This window comes from Kibdelosporangium banguiense, assembly GCF_017876405.1.
In the GTDB taxonomy this organism is placed as follows: Bacteria; Actinomycetota; Actinomycetes; order Mycobacteriales; family Pseudonocardiaceae; genus Kibdelosporangium; species Kibdelosporangium banguiense.
Window position 1 is genome coordinate 8917839 of sequence record NZ_JAGINW010000001.1, and the last position, 18370, is coordinate 8936208.

Here is an 18370-nt window from a genome sequence, read left to right on the forward strand (position 1 = left end):
CTCAGGGGAGCTTGGCCACGGTCGGCGAGAAGCCCTTGAGGTTGTACTTGATCGCGTCGTAGGCGAGCAGCGTCGCGTCGGGGATCCTGAGCATGCTCAGCCCCAGCTCGTTCTTGACCACGGATTGATAGAACCGCTGGGTCGATCTGCCGCGTTGGCCGAACTCGGCCGCACTGCTGAACTGACCCGCGCGGGCCGCCTTCAGACCCATCTCGAACTTCTTCGACATCCCGAAGGTCAGCACACCGGCACCTTCGATCGCGGCGGTGCCCCACTGCGGCCCCTTGGGATCCGCGAGCGCCACCACCATGTCGACCGCGCTCATACCCGCGGCGACCGCACCACACGGCACGCACCCGAACATGGCGCCCACGCCGACACCGAGTTTCACCGCACCCCAGACCTTGCCGCCGGGCATGCTCTCCTTGCCGACCCACTTGGCTGCCTTCTTGGTGCCCTCCCAGGTGGCCTTGGCCGCCTTCTTCAGGTTGGTCGCGGCGGCCTTCCTGAAGCGGTCCCACTTCTTCTTGGTCGCCTCGATCCTCGGCTCGATGTGTTTCTTGTAGAACTTGCGCACCGAGTTGCCGGCGTTGTGCACGACCTTGCGGATGGTCTGCACGATCTTCTTGATCGACGGAATCTTCTTGAGCACGCTCTTGGTCACCGCGATCGGGTCGGCGATGAACTTGCGGACCGAGTCGATCACGACCGGGGTGTACCTGGTGATCATCACGGTGACCGGCTGGATGATCGTCTTCACGATCGGCTGGAACACGACCTTGGTGATGGTCTTGAGGCTGAAGCCCCACTCGCCGTCCGGGTCCGCGTAGGTGACCGGGCTGTTGTTGCTGTAGGCGTACCCGTTGAGCTGCTGCGGGTCCATCTCGTCGATCACCGGGTCGACCGAGATGAACCGGCCCGTGGACCGGTCGTATTCCCTGGAGCCCAGATGCACCAGCCCGGTGCTCGGATCGTTGACGCCGTTGACGAACCCTCGCTCGCCAGGCCAGTTCGACGGTGCGGCACCGCGCAGGTCACCGTACGGAGTGATCCGACGGCGCTGCACCGCTTGCGTGTCCGCGTCGATCGCGAGCTGACCAGTGTTGTTCCGGTCCGCCGTGATCCAGTTGACCTTCCCGTCCGCGTTACGCACAGCCACCACGTGGCCGGAATGGCTGTAGTACCGGACCGCGGACAGTGTGTTGCTGGAGCCAAGACGTACCTCGGTGGCGCCGAGGTACAGGGTCGTGCCGGTGTCGTCACGCCGGATGATCCGCTCACCGGTGGCGTCGTAGACGTAGGACGTGGTCTTGCCGTTCTCGGTGACCTTGGCCAGCTTGCCTTCCGCGTCCCACTCGAGGGCCTGTCCCTTGCGGGCGATGGTGTTCCCGGACTTGTCGTAGGCGTAGGAATCCACCTTGTTGCCCGTGGTGACCGAACGCAGGGTGTGCGGCTGCGGCTGGCCTGCGGGCGGGTAGGCGTAGACCGACGTGGTCGACTTGCCGTCCGCGGTGGTCTTGACCTCGCTGGACCTGTTGCCGGTCTTGTCGAACGTCCAGTTCAGCGCGTATGGGGCCGGACCGCCCTGGACCGCTGAGGCGCAATCGCCGTTCTGCGGCGTGAACGCGCTGGTCAGCCGGCGCAGGTAGTCATAGCCGAAGCACTGGGTGTCGTTCTCGGCTGTGTCCGCGACCTTCAGGACGTTGCCGGCGGCGTCGTAGCTATAGGTCGCGTTGGACAGGTCGGTCGCGCTCGAGTCGCTCTGCACCACCGACTTCTTCAGCCTTCGCGTGCCGTCTTCGTACTCGAAGGTCTGCTTGACCGCCTTGCCGCCGGTGGACAGCGTGGCGCTCTCCATCTCACCGTACGGTGTGTACGTCGTCCCCTTCACATAGGAAGTCTTACCGTCCAAAGTGGTCGGCAGACCGAAACCGTTGTACCCGTAGGTCAGCGTCTCCTCAGCGAACCCGGCCACCGCGGGCAGGGTCTGCGTCTTGAGTTCACCGTGCGGGGTGTAGGTCGTGGCGAAGTCGTACGTTCCGGCCAGCTTGCCCTCGGACGCCGGAATCGTGATCCGGTTGCCCGTCGGTTTGCCAGTCGGGTCGTACCCGGTGACCTCGGTCTTGTACGCCGCGCCGTTCAAGTAGCGTGTCGACGAGGCCGGCATTCCAGCCGAGACGGTGTCGAATGTCCATTCGGCACGCTTGGTCCCGGTGACTGATCCCTCGTACACCGCGGTCTTCCGGCCGAGGTTGTCGTAGGTGTTGACCAGAACCGTGCCGCGAGCATCCTTTGTGGATGTCACGCGGTCGGCGTCGTCATAGCTGTACTCGACGTGCCCGAGATCCGGGTCATCGCTGGTGATCTTCCGGCCGCGCAGGTCGTAGCTGTAGCGCCAGACGTTGTCGGCCGGGTCAGTGATGCTCAGCAGGTTGCCGTCGTCGTCATAGGTGTAACTCGTCTTGTCGTAGTCGCCGTCGAAGGTGTTTCCCTTGTACTGGCGCAGTTCGGTGACCCGGCCGTCGGCGTCCAGCAGCTGGGTCGTCGGCGTCTCTCCGTCGGGCGGGTCGACGTCGTACCGGTCGGCGGTCGTCCGGTAGGTGGTCCGCCATTTCTCGGCACCCTTGACCTTGAAGATCGACGCGGTCGGCCGGTCGGCACCGTCGTACTCGGTGACGGTCTGGGCCGGCAGCTCGCTCTCGACCGGCTTGAAGATCTCGAACCCGGGCGGCGCGTCGTTGATGTACGGCCCGTTCCGCTTGACCTCCAGGCCCTTGGCGTCGTAGATGTGGTCGATGATCGTACGGCCACCACCCGGCGCGGGCGCCTGGGTCTGCCGCAGCTGCATGTTGCCGTCGTACAGCTCGTAGTCGGTGTCGTAGCTGCCGTCGGCCTGCAGGTCCTTGCTCATCACCACGTTCGCGCCGTTGTTGCGGAACAGGTACTCGGTGATCTCGTCGGCCGGCCGGGTGGCCGGATCCGCACCGGGCTTCCATTCCTGCGTCTCCCGGCCCAGCGCGTCGTAGACCTTCTTGGTCCTGCGGTTGCCTGGCAGCGAGATGGCGAGATCCGCGCCCCAGGCCGGATCCACGTCGGTGACCGTCGTCTGGTTGAGCGGGTTGGTGGCCGAGATGGTCGTCGGCGCACCGGTTTCCGGGGTGTATGTCGTTCTGCTCAACCGCTTGTCGACGTCGTACACATCCCGGGCGCGGCCGTAGGCGTCGTGGGTCGCGGTTTTCGTCGTGACGTACTTCGGGGTGCCGTTGTCGAACCCGGTCAGCTCTTCGACCCTGGTCACGTCGCCCTTGGTGGGCGGCGCTCCGAGCGTGTCGTTGCCGTCGTAGTAGGTGCGGTCGTCGCTCTTGATGTCGTTCTGTGTCACCGGCTTGTCACAGCCGACCTTGGCGACCTGCTTGCGGTACGGCAACTCCACCAGATCGGTCGAGCCCTTGGCCGCATAGCTGTAGGTGGTGCACTGGTCGTCGTCGGCTGTGGCGATGTTCTTGAAGTCGAAGGACTTCTCCAGCACACCACGGTCGTCGTAGATGTTGTCGCTGCCGGTCTCCCGCCAGGTTCCGTCCGACAGCAGCTGTCCTTGACGCGAGCGCTGTTCGCCGGTCCGGAAGGCCTGAGTGGTGCCCCAGGTGGCGATTCGGGTCGCGGTCGCGGCCGACAGCCACGGGTCTGAGATCGAGCGGGACATCAGGATGCCGCCCGATTTGTCGTAGGTCATCTCCTCGCGCTCGGTGCCGGTCAGTGGATCACTGTCGCGCCACTTGCCGTTCTTCGAGTCGATGACGTCGACCTGCTTCGTGCCGCTGGTGAGCTTGTCACCGTCCATGCCACGGAAGTACCGCGTGTCGGTCATCGACTGCGAGCCGGCCGCGTTGCCCTTACGCACCCGCACCAGGTCATACCCTCGCCACTGCGACCACGTCTTGCGTTCGGCCGGGACGAGGCCGTCCTCCTGGTCGTAGTGCCAGGCCGGCTTGCGCGGATACTCGACCTCAGTGCTCTCCGCGACCACGCCGGTGGTCAGGTCGGTCTCGGTGACCGTCTTGACGACGTACTTGTGGAACCAGTCGGTGCGTTCCTTGCCTGCGTTGTCCGGGGTGTCCGGAGTCCACTTAAGCGGCTGGCATCGCATCTCGTTGGTGTCCGGTGCCGGACGCACGCCGGTCGGGAGGCACTCCGGCAGTTCGTAGGTGACCGCGATCTGGCCACCACTCTCCGAGATGATCTTGTTGACCCGCCACCAGTTCATCGGCGGGACCGAGTCGTTGGTGGCGTCCACGCGGTTGGCCATCTGGGCGCCGTCGAACGTGGTGGGAGGCAACGCCACCGAGCCCGCAGCCAGGCCAGTGTGCTGGACCGAGGCGAGCCACATGCCGTCGCGGGTGCCGTCACCGGTGGACGGGTAGCTCTGCGCGAGCGTCCACTTGTTGACGTCCCTGGTGGTGCCGTTGACGATGACCCGCGTCTTGACCTCGGCGAGCCGCTTCTGGGTCCAGAAGGTCGGCGAGAACTTGTTGGGACAACTGGTGGTGCTCGTGCAGGCCTGGTTCAATGGCGTGTCTGGCCAGTTGTCCGGTTTGGACGAAACGCAGTCCGCAGCTGCGGTTCCAGGCCTGCACCGGTCCGCGGTGGTCAGCACGACCTGACCGACGGGCTTGGTGGTGTAGGCCTGCCCGTCGAACTGGCCGTAGTCGATCCGTGCCAGGTTGCCCGCACGGACGTAACCGGAGACCTTGCTCGCGGTCAGCTCCCGGGCATAGTTGTTGGTCTCGGTATTGTAGAAGTAGCTCATCGTGCTGTTGTGCCGGTCGACGACGTAGTCCAGGTTCCAGCGCCACGCCTGGTTGCAGTACGAGTCGGCGAACGCGGTCTTGTGGCACGGCTCGTTGGCGTTGTTGCCGTACACCGGCATCGTCCACGCAGACTTGGTCTGCTCGGCGTTCGTGGTCCAGCCGGGCAGCTTGTTGAGTCCAAAGTAGAATTCGGTGCCGTCGCGGCTGGTCATCTTCCAGTACTCGCCGACGTCCTTGCCCGCGGTGCCCTGGTCGCCGTTGTCCGCGCCGGTCAGCCGCTCGACCTTGGTGCCGTCGTCGTTCTTCGGCTTCCACACGCCGGTTGCGGTGTCCAGGATCAGCTCGCCGCCCTTGCCGTTGAGCGAGAACGTGGCATTGTCGGTGCGCCAGCACATGTCGCCGGTCTTCTTGGTGTTGTTGGCGCCAGCACCCATGTCGGACGAACACGCGACGTACCGCCGTTCGATGTAGCCGCCGGGGCTGAACTCGAAGCCCTCACCGACCCAGGACGGCTGGTTGTTGGTGGCCGAGGTGCGGCCGTCCATGGAGCCCGAGGAGTACGACAAGGCCAGGTCGGGCGTTGGTCCGCCGACTGCCGGTGGCACTGTCATCGGGTAGTTCCAGGTGAAGTCGCCGGACGAACCGCCGGCAGCCCACGTCGCCGACGGTGCCAGCGACGACGACTTGTAGTCCCCGCCACCGGAAGATTCGGCTGCCAGCAGGGTGTAAAGGCCGGACGCGGTGGCTTGCGCAGTGAGCTTGCCGGATCCGTTGTTCTTTGTTGGCAACGGAACCGCAGCGCACTCGTCACGTTCTGGCGTGGTCAACGCGCACTCGGGCACCGAAGCCAGCTTCAGGCGAAGAGCCCAGTCGCCGCCGTAGGCCTTGGCGAAACCGGAGTAGTCGACTTCCACCGACACTGCCCCGGCCTGTTTGGCGCCGTCAGTGCGATTGATCCGCAGGACCGGTCCTTCGAGGCGCTGTGGCAGCACTTCGACGTTGACCTTGTCCGGCGCTGTTGCCGACCGGCCGATCCACACGGGCAGGTCACCCGCGCGGACACTGCTGCCCGCCAGCGCCGCGGTCGACGTCAGCGTCACCTCGGCCGCGGCGGGCTTCGGCCAGATGACCGATGATGTACCGGTCTGTGAAGCCGCTGCGGCGGCGTTCGGGCCGGGCTGCATCGGCTGGATGTTCTCACCGGAAACCGGGCTCTCGCGGTGCGGCTGGAAAGCCGGCGCGGCCGCGGCCGATGCCGGGGTGACCACGATCGGACTGATCGCCAGCGCGAGGCCGACGACCCCAGCGATCAGCCGGGTGGGCGGTAAGGGTCTCATTCGGTGCCTCCTGGGCATCGACCAACGCGCGCTCATAGCGGGCGGTTGCGGAGGCTATGGCCAGCAATCCCAGGCCCGACAGCATTCTCGCGTCAGTGCAAATGCTTCCGGATGGATCATCGGCGGTCCTACCGTTCAGGCGGCCGCCCGGTGAGTGAGGTTTCGCATGCCTTTTCCCAGATCCGCCTTGTCCGTCCTGTTGACCTGCGCCTTCATGGCCTCGCTCGGCGGGACGGCGGTGGCGCAACCGGTTCCGCCGGATGACCCGCCAGAGCCGGTCGAGCTCACCGAGTTGCGTACCGAGACCACACAGGTCTTCGCGAACCCGTCCGGCACGAAGACCATGGAGCAGTACGCACGCCCAGTGCGGGCACGCAAAGGCGCGGGCTGGGTACCGATCGACACCACGTTGACCCGCGCCCCCGACGGCTCGATCAGCCCGGCGGCCACCGTCACCGGACTACGACTGTCCGGCGGCGGCACCGATCCCCTGGTGAGGTTGGAACGAAACGGAAAACGGCTGTCGCTTGCGTGGCCCAGCGCCCTGCCGATCCCTGTCCTGGATGGGAACACCGCGACGTATCCCGAGGCTCTGTCCGGTGTGGACCTTCAAGTCCGGGCCGACTCGGACGGATTCTCGCAGCTTCTGGTGGTCAAGAACGCCGCCGCGGCGGCGAATCCGGCGCTGGGATCGATCAAGTACGGCACGTCGGCCGACGGCCTGATGATCGTGGCCGGGCCCGAAGGGTCGACCACCGCGGTCGACGACACCGGCCGGGTCGTCTTCAACTCGGGCGCGCCGAGCATGTGGGAGTCCGAGCCCAGGGATGTGCCGCCGGGCATCCGGGTCACGCCGAAGCACCGCGCGATGGCTCTCACCGTTCGGAAGGACGAGCTGGAGATCGTGCCGGACCGGCAGCTGCTGACCGCGCCCGACACGGTCTTCCCGGTGTACATCGATCCCTCGTACAGCGCCCTGCAGAACACGTGGACCTACGTCAACGGCGCAGACGTGAACGCCTCGTACTGGACGAGCAAGGATTCCAAACGCGCCAAGGTCGGTGAGGTCTACGGCAGCGTGACCGGACGCTACCGGTCGTTCTTCCAGATGGCCGCCGGGCAGATCGCCGGCTCGCAAGTCACCCGGGCCTGGTTCTCGGTCACGCTGGACCATTCGGCGGCCTGTGCCGCGACCGCGGTCGAGCTCTGGCACACCAAGGCGATCAACCCGGCCAACGCCTTGACCTGGAGCAACTCCGCGGGCCACTGGCTGACCAACCTGGCCACCTCAAGCGGGAAGGCCAACGAGGCCTCATGCCCGCAGCCCGACATGCCGATGGAGTTCTCCTCCGCCGCGCTGACCAACGCGGTCCAGTCCGTGGCCACCAACCGCGGCGACACCATCACGCTCGGCCTGAGGATTCCCAGCGCACACGAGACAGATCAGAACTACTGGAAGTACTTCTACCCGAGTACGGCCAGGATCAACGTCGAGTACAACACCAAGCCGCGGACACCGGCCAAGGTGACCACCGTGCCCGCCAGCCCGTGCGGCACCACGACCGAGCCGATTGCGTTGGGAACCAACACACCCGCGTTCTCCGCCGTGATCTCCGACCCGGATGGGGACAACGTGTCCGGAACGCTGGAGATCCTCAACGGGGACAAGGTGATCAGGACGCTGACCACCCCGCCGATCGGTTCCGGGGCGGCGTTCGCCTGGCCCCAACTGCCGTCCGGAGTGCTGCCCGGCGACCAGCCCGGCACGGTGTTCAACTATCGGGCCAGAGCCAAGGATGCCGCGCTCAACGGGACCGACAGCACCCGATGTTATTTCACCGTCGACATGGCCAGGCCTGGCACACCGTCGATCACGTCTACCGACTATCCGGACGGCACAGCGGTTCGCTCGGTTGGTGAAACCGGGACAGTGACGTTCACCCGCAGCACTGCGGACACCGACGTCGCCGGGTATCAATACGGCTTCCAGCAGGATCGGTTGTCCATGTGGGCCGGTGCCGAGGCTGATGGTCACGCGACAGTCCCGGTGACCTTGTGGCCCGACTCCCCCGGCGGCACGCTGGGGATCAGCCGGACGCTGTACGTACGGGCCATGGACCGGGCCGGCAATTCCAGCCTGAACTCGGCATCCCGCAGCATCACCGCGATACCGCGAGCGATCACGACCGCACCCGTGCCCGGGGACACCAACGGCGACCGCCGCTCCGACGTCACTGTCATGCTCGACCAAGGCGACGGCCGCACCGCCGCGTGGAACTTCCTTGCCACGGGATCCGGGCTGACCAGCGGGTACATCGGCTGGGACAGTGGGGCGAACGGCGGTTTCCCGGCGTATCGCACCGCGTCGGTCCGGGGTGACTTCGACGGCGACGGCCGCGGTGATCTGGCCGTGTTCCGTGAGGACCCGGATCGCAAGGTACGCCTGTACTTCCTGCAGTCGGACGGGAACAGGTTCATCGCGCTGGGCGATCCGGAGTGGACCACAACGGCGTACCACTTGTCTTACATGCGGGTGGTCTCAGGTGACTTCGACGGCGACGCGGACGACGACATCGGTGTTTTCCAAGGATATCCGGGGAATCAGACCAAGCTCTGGGTGCACACGGCCAACGGCGGACGATTCAGCGAACCAGTGTTGCAATGGGACAGTGGCGCTGGTGGACTCAACGTGACCACCGCGAGCTACGTCGCTGGTGACTTCGACGGCGACGGCCGTGCGGATATCGGTCAGCTACGCGGAACCGCCGCGCAGACCAAGCTCTGGGTGCACTACGCCACCGCAACGGGATTCGCCGCGCCGGTCCAGCAATGGGACAGCGGGGCCGGGAACCTGGACCAGGCAAAAGCGACTTTCCTTGCTGCGGACGTGAACGGTGACGCGCATGACGAGATCGTTGTCATGACTGATAAGGGCAGCGCGACCGCCCAGTTGAGCGTGCTCACCGCGAACGCCGGCACCTGGACGAACTCCGTGTGGTGGTCGGGAAGTTCGTTCGACGCCACTCAGGCGGTTCTCGCCGCCGGGGACTTCTCCGGGGACGGCAAGGCGGATGTCGCCGCCCTGTCCGCGACCGGCAACGGCAACCGCCGGATGTACACCTTCGTGTCGACCGGAACCGCATTCACTGACAAGCAGGCAGGCTGGCAGGGCCAGATCGGCGACACGAAGACACCGTTCGTGATCGAGCCCGGCCGCGCGTACCGGCTGTATCCCAAGCACAGCGAGAAATGCGCGGAGATCGCGAACAACACGACCAATGGCTCACCGCTACACCAGGCCGACTGTGTCACCGGCGCGAAATACCAGCAGTTCACCATCGTGCGGGTCGGCGCTTCGGACTACTTCACCGTCCAGGCCCAGCACAGCTCGAAGTGCCTGGACGTCCAGAGCAGCAAGCAGGCCGACAACACGGTCGTGCACCAGTGGACCTGCGGGCCGCCGGGCACTCCTCAGCCCAACCAGCAGTTCCGGCTGGACTATGTGGAGGGAAGCGGAGTCGACGTGGTCGTGCAGCCGAGGATCGTGCACAGCGAGAAATGTCTCGATGTAGCATCCGCGAGCACGGCCGCCGGGGCCGCGATCAACCAGAACGCCTGTGTCACAGGCAAAGCGAGTCAGCAGTTCTACCTACGTCCCGAAGCCTGACACAAGGAGCCGGATTTGCCCGATCTGTTCAAACGCGGTCTGCTCGCCACCAGCCTGCTGGCCGGCGGGCTGATCGCAGTGCAGTCAGCCCCGCCGGTCGCACTGGCGGCCGACTGGAGCACCGCACGACTCATAGCCAATCCGGGATTCGAGGAACCCGGCCTTGCCGCATGGGCGAGTGACGGACCAGCCGGGGCCGCGTCGCTGGTCACCACACCCGTGCACAGCGGTGGTCAGGCTCTCAAGGTCACCGACAGCAGCGCGACTGACGGGATCTCTGTCCGTGCGCGTTCAGTGGCCGTCGTCCCCGGCGAAATGCTCACCGCGCGTGCGTGGGCGCAGCGGGTCGACCAGAACAGTGGAACGCTGTACCTGGAGTACTGGCGCGCGGACGGCTCGCGGATCGACGACGCGACCACCAGCCAGGATCTCGCTGCGGGCACCGGCTGGCAAGCTGTCACAGTCAGCGGCATCACACCGTCCGACGCGGTGACCGCAACGGTTTTGCTCTACAGCAAGCAAGGCGGCGTGGGCAGCACCGTTTGGGACGATATCACTCTGGACTCGGCGCCACTGCCGATCCACAAGGTGCCCAACGGTGACTTCGAGGCCTTACGGGAAACCCCGAAACCAACCTCCTGGGCCGTGACCGGTGCCGCGAAACTCGTGAGTTCACCCGTACACACGGGTAATCGGGCACTGCGCACAGACGACAACAGCGACGACGACGCGGTGACCGCGCTCAGCAAGGCCGTGCCGATCTCGGGTGGGGAAACGCTGACAGTCACTGTCCAGACCCGGATTGTCGACGGCCTAGCCGGATCGCTGTACCTGGAATACCGCCGGGCGGACGGATCCACTGAGGAATCGTACAAAACACACAAGGATCTGACCGCGGGTTCCGGCTGGCGGCCGCTGGCGGTGGCCAAGAAGGCACCGGCGGACGCCACCTCGGCGACCATCCGGATCTACAGCGCCATCGAGGCGACCGGCAGCACGGTCTGGGATGACGTGGCCATCAAGTCCGATCGCGACACTCCCTATGCGACACCAGTGGGAACCGGAAGCGTTCTCTTTGTTGGTGATCACCGAGTCGAGTCCTACACAGGCATGACCCGCCAGGGCATCAAGGGCACACCGAAGGGCGATCCCGCACTGCCGGATGGGGACAATGGGGTCGTATTGGGCCGCGGAACCTGGGACGCCAACCCACGAGTCAGCGGGACCGTGCTGCGTGACCCCGACGGCACGTGGAAGATGTGGTACGCCGCCGCACCCGGAACGGGATACGCGACCAGCACCGACGGCGTGAAATGGACCCGGTACGGCACCAAGCAGGTGTTCGACTACGGGCCGGGCGGCGTGGTGGAGAACCCGAAGTTCAACCCGGCAGTCCCGTCGAGCCTTCGGTACTACATGCTCTACCCCAAGGCTGTCGGTACCGACGGTGACTACTACGCCGCTGGTTCCCGGGACGGCATCACCTGGCAGACCCTGAACTCAGGCGCCTCGGTGCTACCCGGCTACGACGTCGCCAACGCGACCTACGACCCGGTCAGCAACCGTTACGTCGCGATGACCAAGAACTACCCTGACAAGGCGCCGTACGGTCCCCGCACCATCTGGCTGTCGTACAGCACAGACTTCGTGCACTGGACGTCACCGCGGTACGTGCTCGGCACCGATGTGCTGGACAACGAGAAGGTCGCGGCCGCGAACCCGGGCAGGCCGGACGCGGTGTCCGAGATCTACGGCATGCCCGGGATCCGGTACGGCGAGCAGTATCTCGGTGTGCCGTGGATGTTCGACATCACCCAGGTACCGGCCCCGAACGGCAATCCCGGCGTCGACATCGGCCGCGCCCACCTGGAACTGGTGGCTTCCCAGGATCTGGTCAACTGGAGCCGGCCGGTGCGCGACTCGCTGGTCACCGACCGGGGCATCGACTCGTGGGACTGGGGATTCCAGATGGGCGGGACGTCGTTGGTGACCACCGGCGACGAGGTCCGGTTCTACTATGGATCGTTCGCGGGCGAGCATTCGTGCTCGGCCGCCCAGGTGCCGAGCCTGTGCCGCAAGGACAACGGCAACAGCAAGGTCGGCCTGCTGACGTGGAAACGGGACCGGTTCGTGGCCTTCCACGCCGCGCCCGGCGGCGGCAGCGTCACCACCCGCACGCTGACTCCCACGGGCAAACAGGTCACGGTGAACGCCAATCCCGGCTCCGGCGAGCTTCGCGTCGAACTGCTTGACGCCAACGGTGTCCCAGTGCCCGGCTACCAGGCAGCGGACGCCACGCCGATCACAGGTGACACCCTCGGCACGACAGCCCGTTGGGCGACCACCACAACACTGCCCGCCACCGGCGGTCCCTTCCGGCTGAAATTCCACCTCACCGCAGGAGATCTGTACTCGTACTCGATCAGCTAGCAAGGTTGTGCCCCCGCTGCCGGTCGTATTGCATATCGACAAGGCAACGAAACCGTGCACGGGGGCACATTCCGCCTAGCGTGGCCGGGTGGAGCGTCGACTGCTGCGTCGAGCGGGATTCGCCGCCGGGGGCCTGTTGCTGGTCGCCGGTGCCGTGATCGCGCTGCGTAGCACCGACACTCCGGACGAGCGGAAACCACCCCCGCCCACGCCGGTCCAGACCACCGTGAACGAGTTCGCCGGCGAGAGCGCACTGATACCGAAACCAGGGCCCCGGCCGGAGAAACCGGCGGATCTCACGCTTGTCCCGGGCCCACAGCGGTTGCAGGTCACCTGGGCTGACACAGCTCCCGGCTACGAAGTGCAGTTGCGCGGCGAGGGCGGCGTGATCCGCGACCAGCTGATCGCCGACAACGCGGTGCAGTTCGACGGCCTGGAGGACTCCGTCGAGTATCAGGTGCAAGTGCGCGCGGTGGATTCCTTCGGGCAACGGTCGGACCCGTCGACCTCGCGGCAGCGCCCTTCGGACAACCGGCCGGACGAAAGCAAATACGCCCTGATCGATCACTTCGACGGCGGGGTGGTGCCCGATCCCGCGCGGTGGCGACTGGCGAACAACGCTTCGTGCGCACGAATGTCGCGTGGTGTCGGCGACGACAGCAGCAGGCTGGTGATCAGTGCCGCGTGCGGCAACGACTCGGTCGCCCTGCGGTCACGCACTCCGTTGCAGCTCAAGGACATCGGCGGCGAGCTCGGCCGGGTGATGATCGAGACCGACTGCCCGGCCGTCGAGGGCGAGTTGCTGCTGGATCTCGTGCCCGGCCCAGCCGACCTGATCGACGACAACCTGCCACCCGGGACGCTGCGCGTGAAGATCACGCCGGAGTCGGTCACGCTGCCCGGCGCCGAACCGGTCGCGATCCCGCACCGGACCAGCCTGAGCTCAAGGTGGGAGCTCGTCCTGCGCACTGACGGCCTGTCGTTGTGGCGTGACGGCACCAAAGTCGCCGGAAGCGCTCATGTGCCCACGTGGACTTCCGCGACCCCGCTGTTCGGTTTCACCGGGCCGGCCAACGGGATGAGCTACATCGGAGTGGACGCGATCGGGCTTTCCAGTGCGGACACACCCGTGTTCGTCGCGCCGCCCCGGATCACCGCGACCAACCCGGGCCAGAGCCCGAAAACCGAACTGATGGCCGGAGTGCTCGGCGGCCAGCTACGGATGACCGTCCGCACGACCGTGCGAGAACCCATGATGCCGTTCACGGTCGAGATCGCCGGGCGCGTCTTCCCGGCAAGGCCCGCCGTCGACGGACACGCCTTCGCGCCGACGTTCCGCTTCCCGATCGTCGCCGACCTGCCGGCCGACGCCCTTGTCCTGTCCGACGATCGCCGGGAACTACGGCTGACCGTGCGCGGTGCCAATCCGGCGATCTCCCCGGTCGTGCAGCACGCCGAGGTCGAACTGATCCCGGACCCAGCCGGGCGGCAGTCCCCGGACCAGGCCCAGCCGACAGACGAACCCGCCGAACGGCCCCGGTTGATTGTGGCAGCGCTGAGCACGACGTTCCTGGACGCAGCCGGCCACAAGATCGAGAACAACCAGCTCGCGTCCCGCGCCCGCGTCGTGGTCGAAGTCACCGCCACAGGCACAGCCATGCAGGCAGGCCTCGCCGGGATCGAGATCTTCGTGGACACCCAGCGCATTGCGGGCATCCCGACCGCAGCCGACGGCCCGGGCATCGCCGGTCAGTGGCGGATCGCGCTGAACAGCGGCGCGTTCGCGCCAGGCCCGCACAAACTCGAGGTCAAGGCCTTCAGCACAGACCCGAACGCCGCACCGGGCTACACCACCACAACGTGGTCAGTCCCGGGCTAAGCCGGACCGTTGGTCAGCGGCAGGTTGAACGAGTAGCGCGACGCCCGGTAGACGTGCCACCCGTGTTCGACCACTCGGCCGGTGTCGTCGTAGGTGGTGCGCTGCATTGTCAGCAGTGCCGCTCCTGGCTTCTCGTCGAGCAGTTCCGCGTCTTGTTCGGTGGCCAGCCGTGCACCAATGTTCTGCTGGGCCGCGTGCAACCGCACGCCTGCGGACCGCAACAGCTGGTACAGGCCCTTTTCGCGCAACTCGTCGTCAGTCGGGTCGATGATGCCGTCGGGTAGGTAGTTGTTCATCACCGCGAGCGGCTCGCCGTCGCTCGATCGCACCCTCTTGAGTCTCCTGACACTCGTGAGGCCGGGTGCTTCGAGCAGGTCTGCCACGTCGGAGCCGGCGTGCTCGACCTGGTTGAGCAGAACGACGGACTCCGGCGTGCCGCCGAGTGTGGCGAGGTCGTCGAACAGGCTGCTCAGCCGCAGCGGCCGGGAGACCTTGGTCCGCACGACCTGGGTGCCGACTCCGCGTTTGCGCACCAGCAGCCCCTGGTTGACCAGGGACTGAATCGCCTGCCGGACGGTCGGGCGCGACATCCGCAGGCTGGCCGCGAGATCCACCTCGTTGTCCAGCCGCGTGCCCGCGGGCAGCCTGCCGTCCTCGATCGCGGCGTGCAGTTGCCTGGCGACCTGGAAGTACATCGGCTCGGGACTGCCCGGATCGACCACGATCTCGCGGGCCGGATCCCAGGCGGGGCTGGCGCTCATCCCGGGCAGCCTACCGCCATCCAGCAACAATGACCTAATGTCCATATGTCTTGACATACTCGCTCGCGGGTGGCAGCGTCGGAGTCGTACCGGCGGGGAGGACTGCGCAAGCTGGGAGAACCACAGAGTGTCTGACACAGTGCGGCGAATCGTCGACAAGCGGGTACGGGACCCCGAGGCGATCGCCGAGGCGGCCGCGAACCGGGTACGGGCGAAATCACTGTTCAACAGCAAGGGCCGCACGATGATCATCGCCGCGGATCACCCGGCCCGCGGCGCGAACGCCGTCGGCGGCGACCCGCTGGCAATGGCCGACCGCGGCCGGCTGCTCGACCGTCTCTGCATCGCCCTGGAACACCCGGGTGTGACCGGAGTGCTGGCGACCGCGGACATCATCGACGACCTGCTGTTGCTCGGTGTGCTCGACGGCAAGACCGTGTTCGGCTCGATGAACCGCACCGGGCTCGCGGGCTCGGCATTCGAGATCGACGACCGGTTCGCCTGCTACGACGCCGAATCCATCGCCCGCATGGGTTTCGACGGCGGCAAGATGCTCACCCGCATCGCGCTCTCCGACCCAGCCACCCCGAGCGTGCTGGAGAACTCCGCGAAGGCGGTCAACGAACTGGCCGAGCGCAAGCTGATCGCGATGGTCGAACCGTTCCTGTCGACCTGGGACGACGGCCGCTTGAAGAACGACCTCTCCCCCGAGGCCGTCATCAAGTCCATCACGATCGCCTCCGGACTAGGCCGTACCTCGGCCTACACCTGGCTGAAGCTGCCCGTGGTGGCCGACATGGAACGCGTACTCGCCTCATCGACCCTGCCGGCAGTCCTGCTGGGCGGCGAGGTCAAAGATCCCGACGCCGCCTTCGCCGCCTGGCAGGAGGCTCTTGCGCTGCCGACCGTGCAAGGGCTGGTAGTAGGCCGTTCCTTGCTGTATCCGCACGACGGAGACGTCGCCAAGGCCGTCAACACCGCAGTGGGGTTAATGTGAATCTCTATCGACCGGCGGGCAGCACCGCCGAAGGACCGTTCGATCTCGTGGTCACGCCGGAGTCCGCGGGCTGGGGTTTCTCCGGTCTGCGCGTGCTGTCCCTTGACGGCAGCACCCAGCAACTGTCCACAGGGGATAGTGAAGCCCTGGTCCTGCCGCTCTCCGGCAGCTGCACAGTCGAGGTCGACGGTGAGACGTTCGAGCTCACCGGCCGTACCGGCGTGTTCGACGGCATCACTGATTTCGCTTATCTGCCAAGGGATGCGGAGGTGACGATCACCGGCACAGGCCGGTTCGCGCTGCCTTCCGCGAAAACCGGGAAACGGCTTCCTGCCCGGTACGGCCCTGCAGAGAATGTGCCGCTGGAGCTGCGTGGCGCGGGCAACTGCAGCCGTCAGATCCACAACTACTGCCTGCCGCACACCTTCGACGCCGACCAGCTGCTGGTGTGCGAGGTCCTCACGCCGGGCGGGAACTGGTCGTCCTACCCACCGCACAAGCATGACGAGGCACGAGACGGCGAGTCCGAACTCGAGGAGATCTACTACTTCGAGGTCGCCGACGGCGGCATGGGCTATCAGCGGGTCTACGGCACCGAACAGCGTCCGATCGACGTGCTCGCCGAGGTCCGCAGTGGCGATGTCGTGCTGATCCCGCACGGCTGGCATGGGCCGTCCATGGCTGTCCCGGGCTACGACTTGTACTACCTCAACGTCATGGCTGGTCCTGGTCAGGAGCGTGCCTGGCTGATCTGCGACGACCCCGCTCACGGCTGGGTCCGCCAGACCTGGGAGTCCCAGGACATCGACCCCCGCCTCCCGCTCGGGCGGACCCAGCGGCACTACCTCTAGGAGCAGGCGTGTACACGGTCGAACACTGGATCAACGGCGCCGCCACCCCGGCCGGATCCACCCGGACCGCACCGGTCTTCAACCCGGCCACCGGCCAGGAGCAGGCTCGGGTACTGCTCGCCGAGACGTCCGATGTGGACATCGCGGTGGCGGCCGCGGCCAAGGCGTTCGAAGCCTGGGGAGAATCCTCACTGTCCCAGCGCGTCAAGGTGATGTTCGCCTTCCGCGAGTTGCTCGTGGCACACGAGGACGAGCTGGCCCGCATCATCTCCAGCGAGCACGGCAAGGTCATCGACGACGCCCGCGGCGAGATCGTGCGCGGCCGTGAGGTCGTCGAGTACGCCTGCGGCATCGCCGACGCGCTCAAAGGCAGCTTCTCCGACCAGGTCTCCCGCGACGTGGACGTGCACAACTTCCGCCAGCCGCTCGGTGTGGTCGCGGGCATCACCCCGTTCAACTTCCCGATCATGGTGCCGCTGTGGATGCACCCCATCGCCATCGCCACCGGCAACACATTCGTGCTCAAGCCCAGCGAGCGTGACCCGTCCGCCTCTCGCCTGGTCGCCGAGCTCTATGCCAAGGCCGGACTGCCCGACGGCGTGTTCAACGTGGTCAACGGCGACAAGGTTGCAGTAGACGCGATCCTCGACCACCCCGACATCGCAGCCGTGTCCTTCGTCGGCTCCACCCCCATCGCCCGCTACGTGCACGAGCGCGGCACCGCATCCGGCAAACGCGTCCAGGCCCTCGGCGGCGCGAAGAACCACGCCGTCGTCCTGCCCGACGCCGACATCGAATACGCCGCAAACCACCTCACCGCGGCCGCGTTCGGCTCCGCCGGCCAGCGCTGCATGGCAATCTCCGTCGGCGTCGCAGTCGGCACAGCCGCCGACAAACTGGTCAAAACCCTGGAACGCAAGGCCAACGAGGTCAAGGTCGGCCCCGGCGACGACGCAACCAACGACATGGGCCCCGTCGTCACCGAAGCCGCACGTGAACGCGTCATCAAGGCCGTCGCATCCGGCGCGGACCAAGGCGCCACAGTCGTGGTCGACGGCCGCGGCCTGACAGTCGACGGCCACGAGAACGGCTTCTTCGTCGGACCGTCCCTTCTGGACAATGTGACCACTGAGATGGACGCCTACCGGGAAGAGATCTTCGGCCCCGTCCTCGCCATCGTCCGAGTGGACACCATCGACGAGGCAATCGCCGTCATCAACGCCAACCCCTACGGCAACGGCACCGCCGTCTTCACCTCCAGCGGCGAAGCCGCCCGCAAATTCCAGCGCGAGGTCAAGGTCGGCATGATCGGCGTCAACGTGCCCATCCCGGTGCCGATGTCCTACTACTCCTTCGGCGGCTGGAAGGACAGTCTCATCGGCGACTCCCCCATCCACGGCCCCGAAGGCGTCCGCTTCTACACCCGCGCCAAAGTCGTCACCACCCGCTGGCCCCACACCGAAGCCGCCTTCAACTTCCCCACCTCGAACTAGGAATCCACAGCGCGAGATGATCGGATAAGAAGCCGATGCCGCCGTGTGCCGGTTCGGCGAGTATCAGGTCGGCACTTGTCACCGGATGGCCGGACACCAGCAGGTAGTCGATGCGGTTGGCCGGCCGTCCGGCGGGCAGATACTCGG

8 protein-coding genes are annotated in these 18370 nt (G+C 66.3%); 6 read left to right on the plus strand and 2 right to left on the minus strand.

Features of this window, described 5'->3' with window-relative positions:
- Position 1: 1 nt before the first annotated feature.
- The gene (locus JOF56_RS40530; protein WP_209644845.1) at positions 2 to 6145 is read right to left on the minus strand and encodes an RHS repeat domain-containing protein; all 6144 of its coding nucleotides are present in this window, start codon (positions 6143 to 6145) and stop codon (positions 2 to 4) included.
- Positions 6146 to 6311: 166 nt separating this feature from the next.
- Between JOF56_RS40530 and JOF56_RS40535 the strand changes: the two genes are divergently transcribed.
- From JOF56_RS40535 to JOF56_RS40545, 3 genes are all read left to right on the plus strand, one after another.
- A complete protein-coding gene (locus JOF56_RS40535; protein ID WP_209644847.1) occupies positions 6312 to 9812 on the plus strand; it encodes an RICIN domain-containing protein in 3501 nt (1166 codons plus the stop codon).
- A 15-nt stretch (positions 9813 to 9827) separates the two neighbouring features.
- On the plus strand, positions 9828 to 12242 hold the full coding sequence (locus JOF56_RS40540; RefSeq protein WP_209644849.1) for a carbohydrate binding domain-containing protein: 2415 nt from the start codon (positions 9828 to 9830) through the stop codon (positions 12240 to 12242).
- A gap of 88 nt (positions 12243 to 12330) precedes the next feature.
- Positions 12331 to 14121 (plus strand): fibronectin type III domain-containing protein, encoded by a 1791-nt coding sequence (locus tag JOF56_RS40545; RefSeq protein WP_209644850.1) that lies wholly within the window; start codon positions 12331 to 12333, stop codon positions 14119 to 14121.
- Here JOF56_RS40545 and JOF56_RS40550 read toward each other — a convergent pair.
- Positions 14118 to 14882, minus strand: a complete 765-nt coding sequence (locus JOF56_RS40550) for a GntR family transcriptional regulator (RefSeq protein WP_209644852.1) — start codon at positions 14880 to 14882, stop codon at positions 14118 to 14120. The two genes, JOF56_RS40545 and JOF56_RS40550, sit on opposite strands and share 4 nt — an antisense overlap.
- 127 nt (positions 14883 to 15009) lie before the next feature.
- Here JOF56_RS40550 and JOF56_RS40555 point away from each other — a divergent pair, with 127 nt between their 5' ends.
- From JOF56_RS40555 to JOF56_RS40565, 3 genes are read left to right on the plus strand one after another with little or no spacing between them, the layout of a single operon-like run.
- Positions 15010 to 15879, plus strand: a complete 870-nt coding sequence (locus JOF56_RS40555) for a Cgl0159 family (beta/alpha)8-fold protein (protein ID WP_209644854.1) — start codon at positions 15010 to 15012, stop codon at positions 15877 to 15879.
- Positions 15876 to 16730, plus strand: coding sequence for a 5-deoxy-glucuronate isomerase (gene iolB, locus JOF56_RS40560; protein ID WP_209644856.1), 855 nt, complete (start codon positions 15876 to 15878; stop codon positions 16728 to 16730). Before JOF56_RS40555 ends, iolB begins: the two co-directional genes overlap by 4 nt.
- Positions 16731 to 16738: 8 nt before the next feature.
- Positions 16739 to 18223: a CoA-acylating methylmalonate-semialdehyde dehydrogenase gene (locus JOF56_RS40565; protein ID WP_209644858.1), complete on the plus strand. Its 1485-nt coding sequence runs from the start codon at positions 16739 to 16741 to the stop codon at positions 18221 to 18223.
- Positions 18224 to 18370: the final 147 nt, after the last annotated feature.

Bases quoted from the DNA above. Each gene is read 5' to 3' on its own strand.
- JOF56_RS40530 (WP_209644845.1), bottom strand. From the start codon at position 6,145: ATGAGACCCTTACCGCCCACCCGGCTGATCGCTGGGGTCGTCGGCCTC.
- JOF56_RS40535 (WP_209644847.1), top strand. From the start codon at position 6,312: ATGCCTTTTCCCAGATCCGCCTTGTCCGTCCTGTTGACCTGCGCCTTC.
- JOF56_RS40550 (WP_209644852.1), bottom strand. From the start codon at position 14,882: ATGAGCGCCAGCCCCGCCTGGGATCCGGCCCGCGAGATCGTGGTCGAT.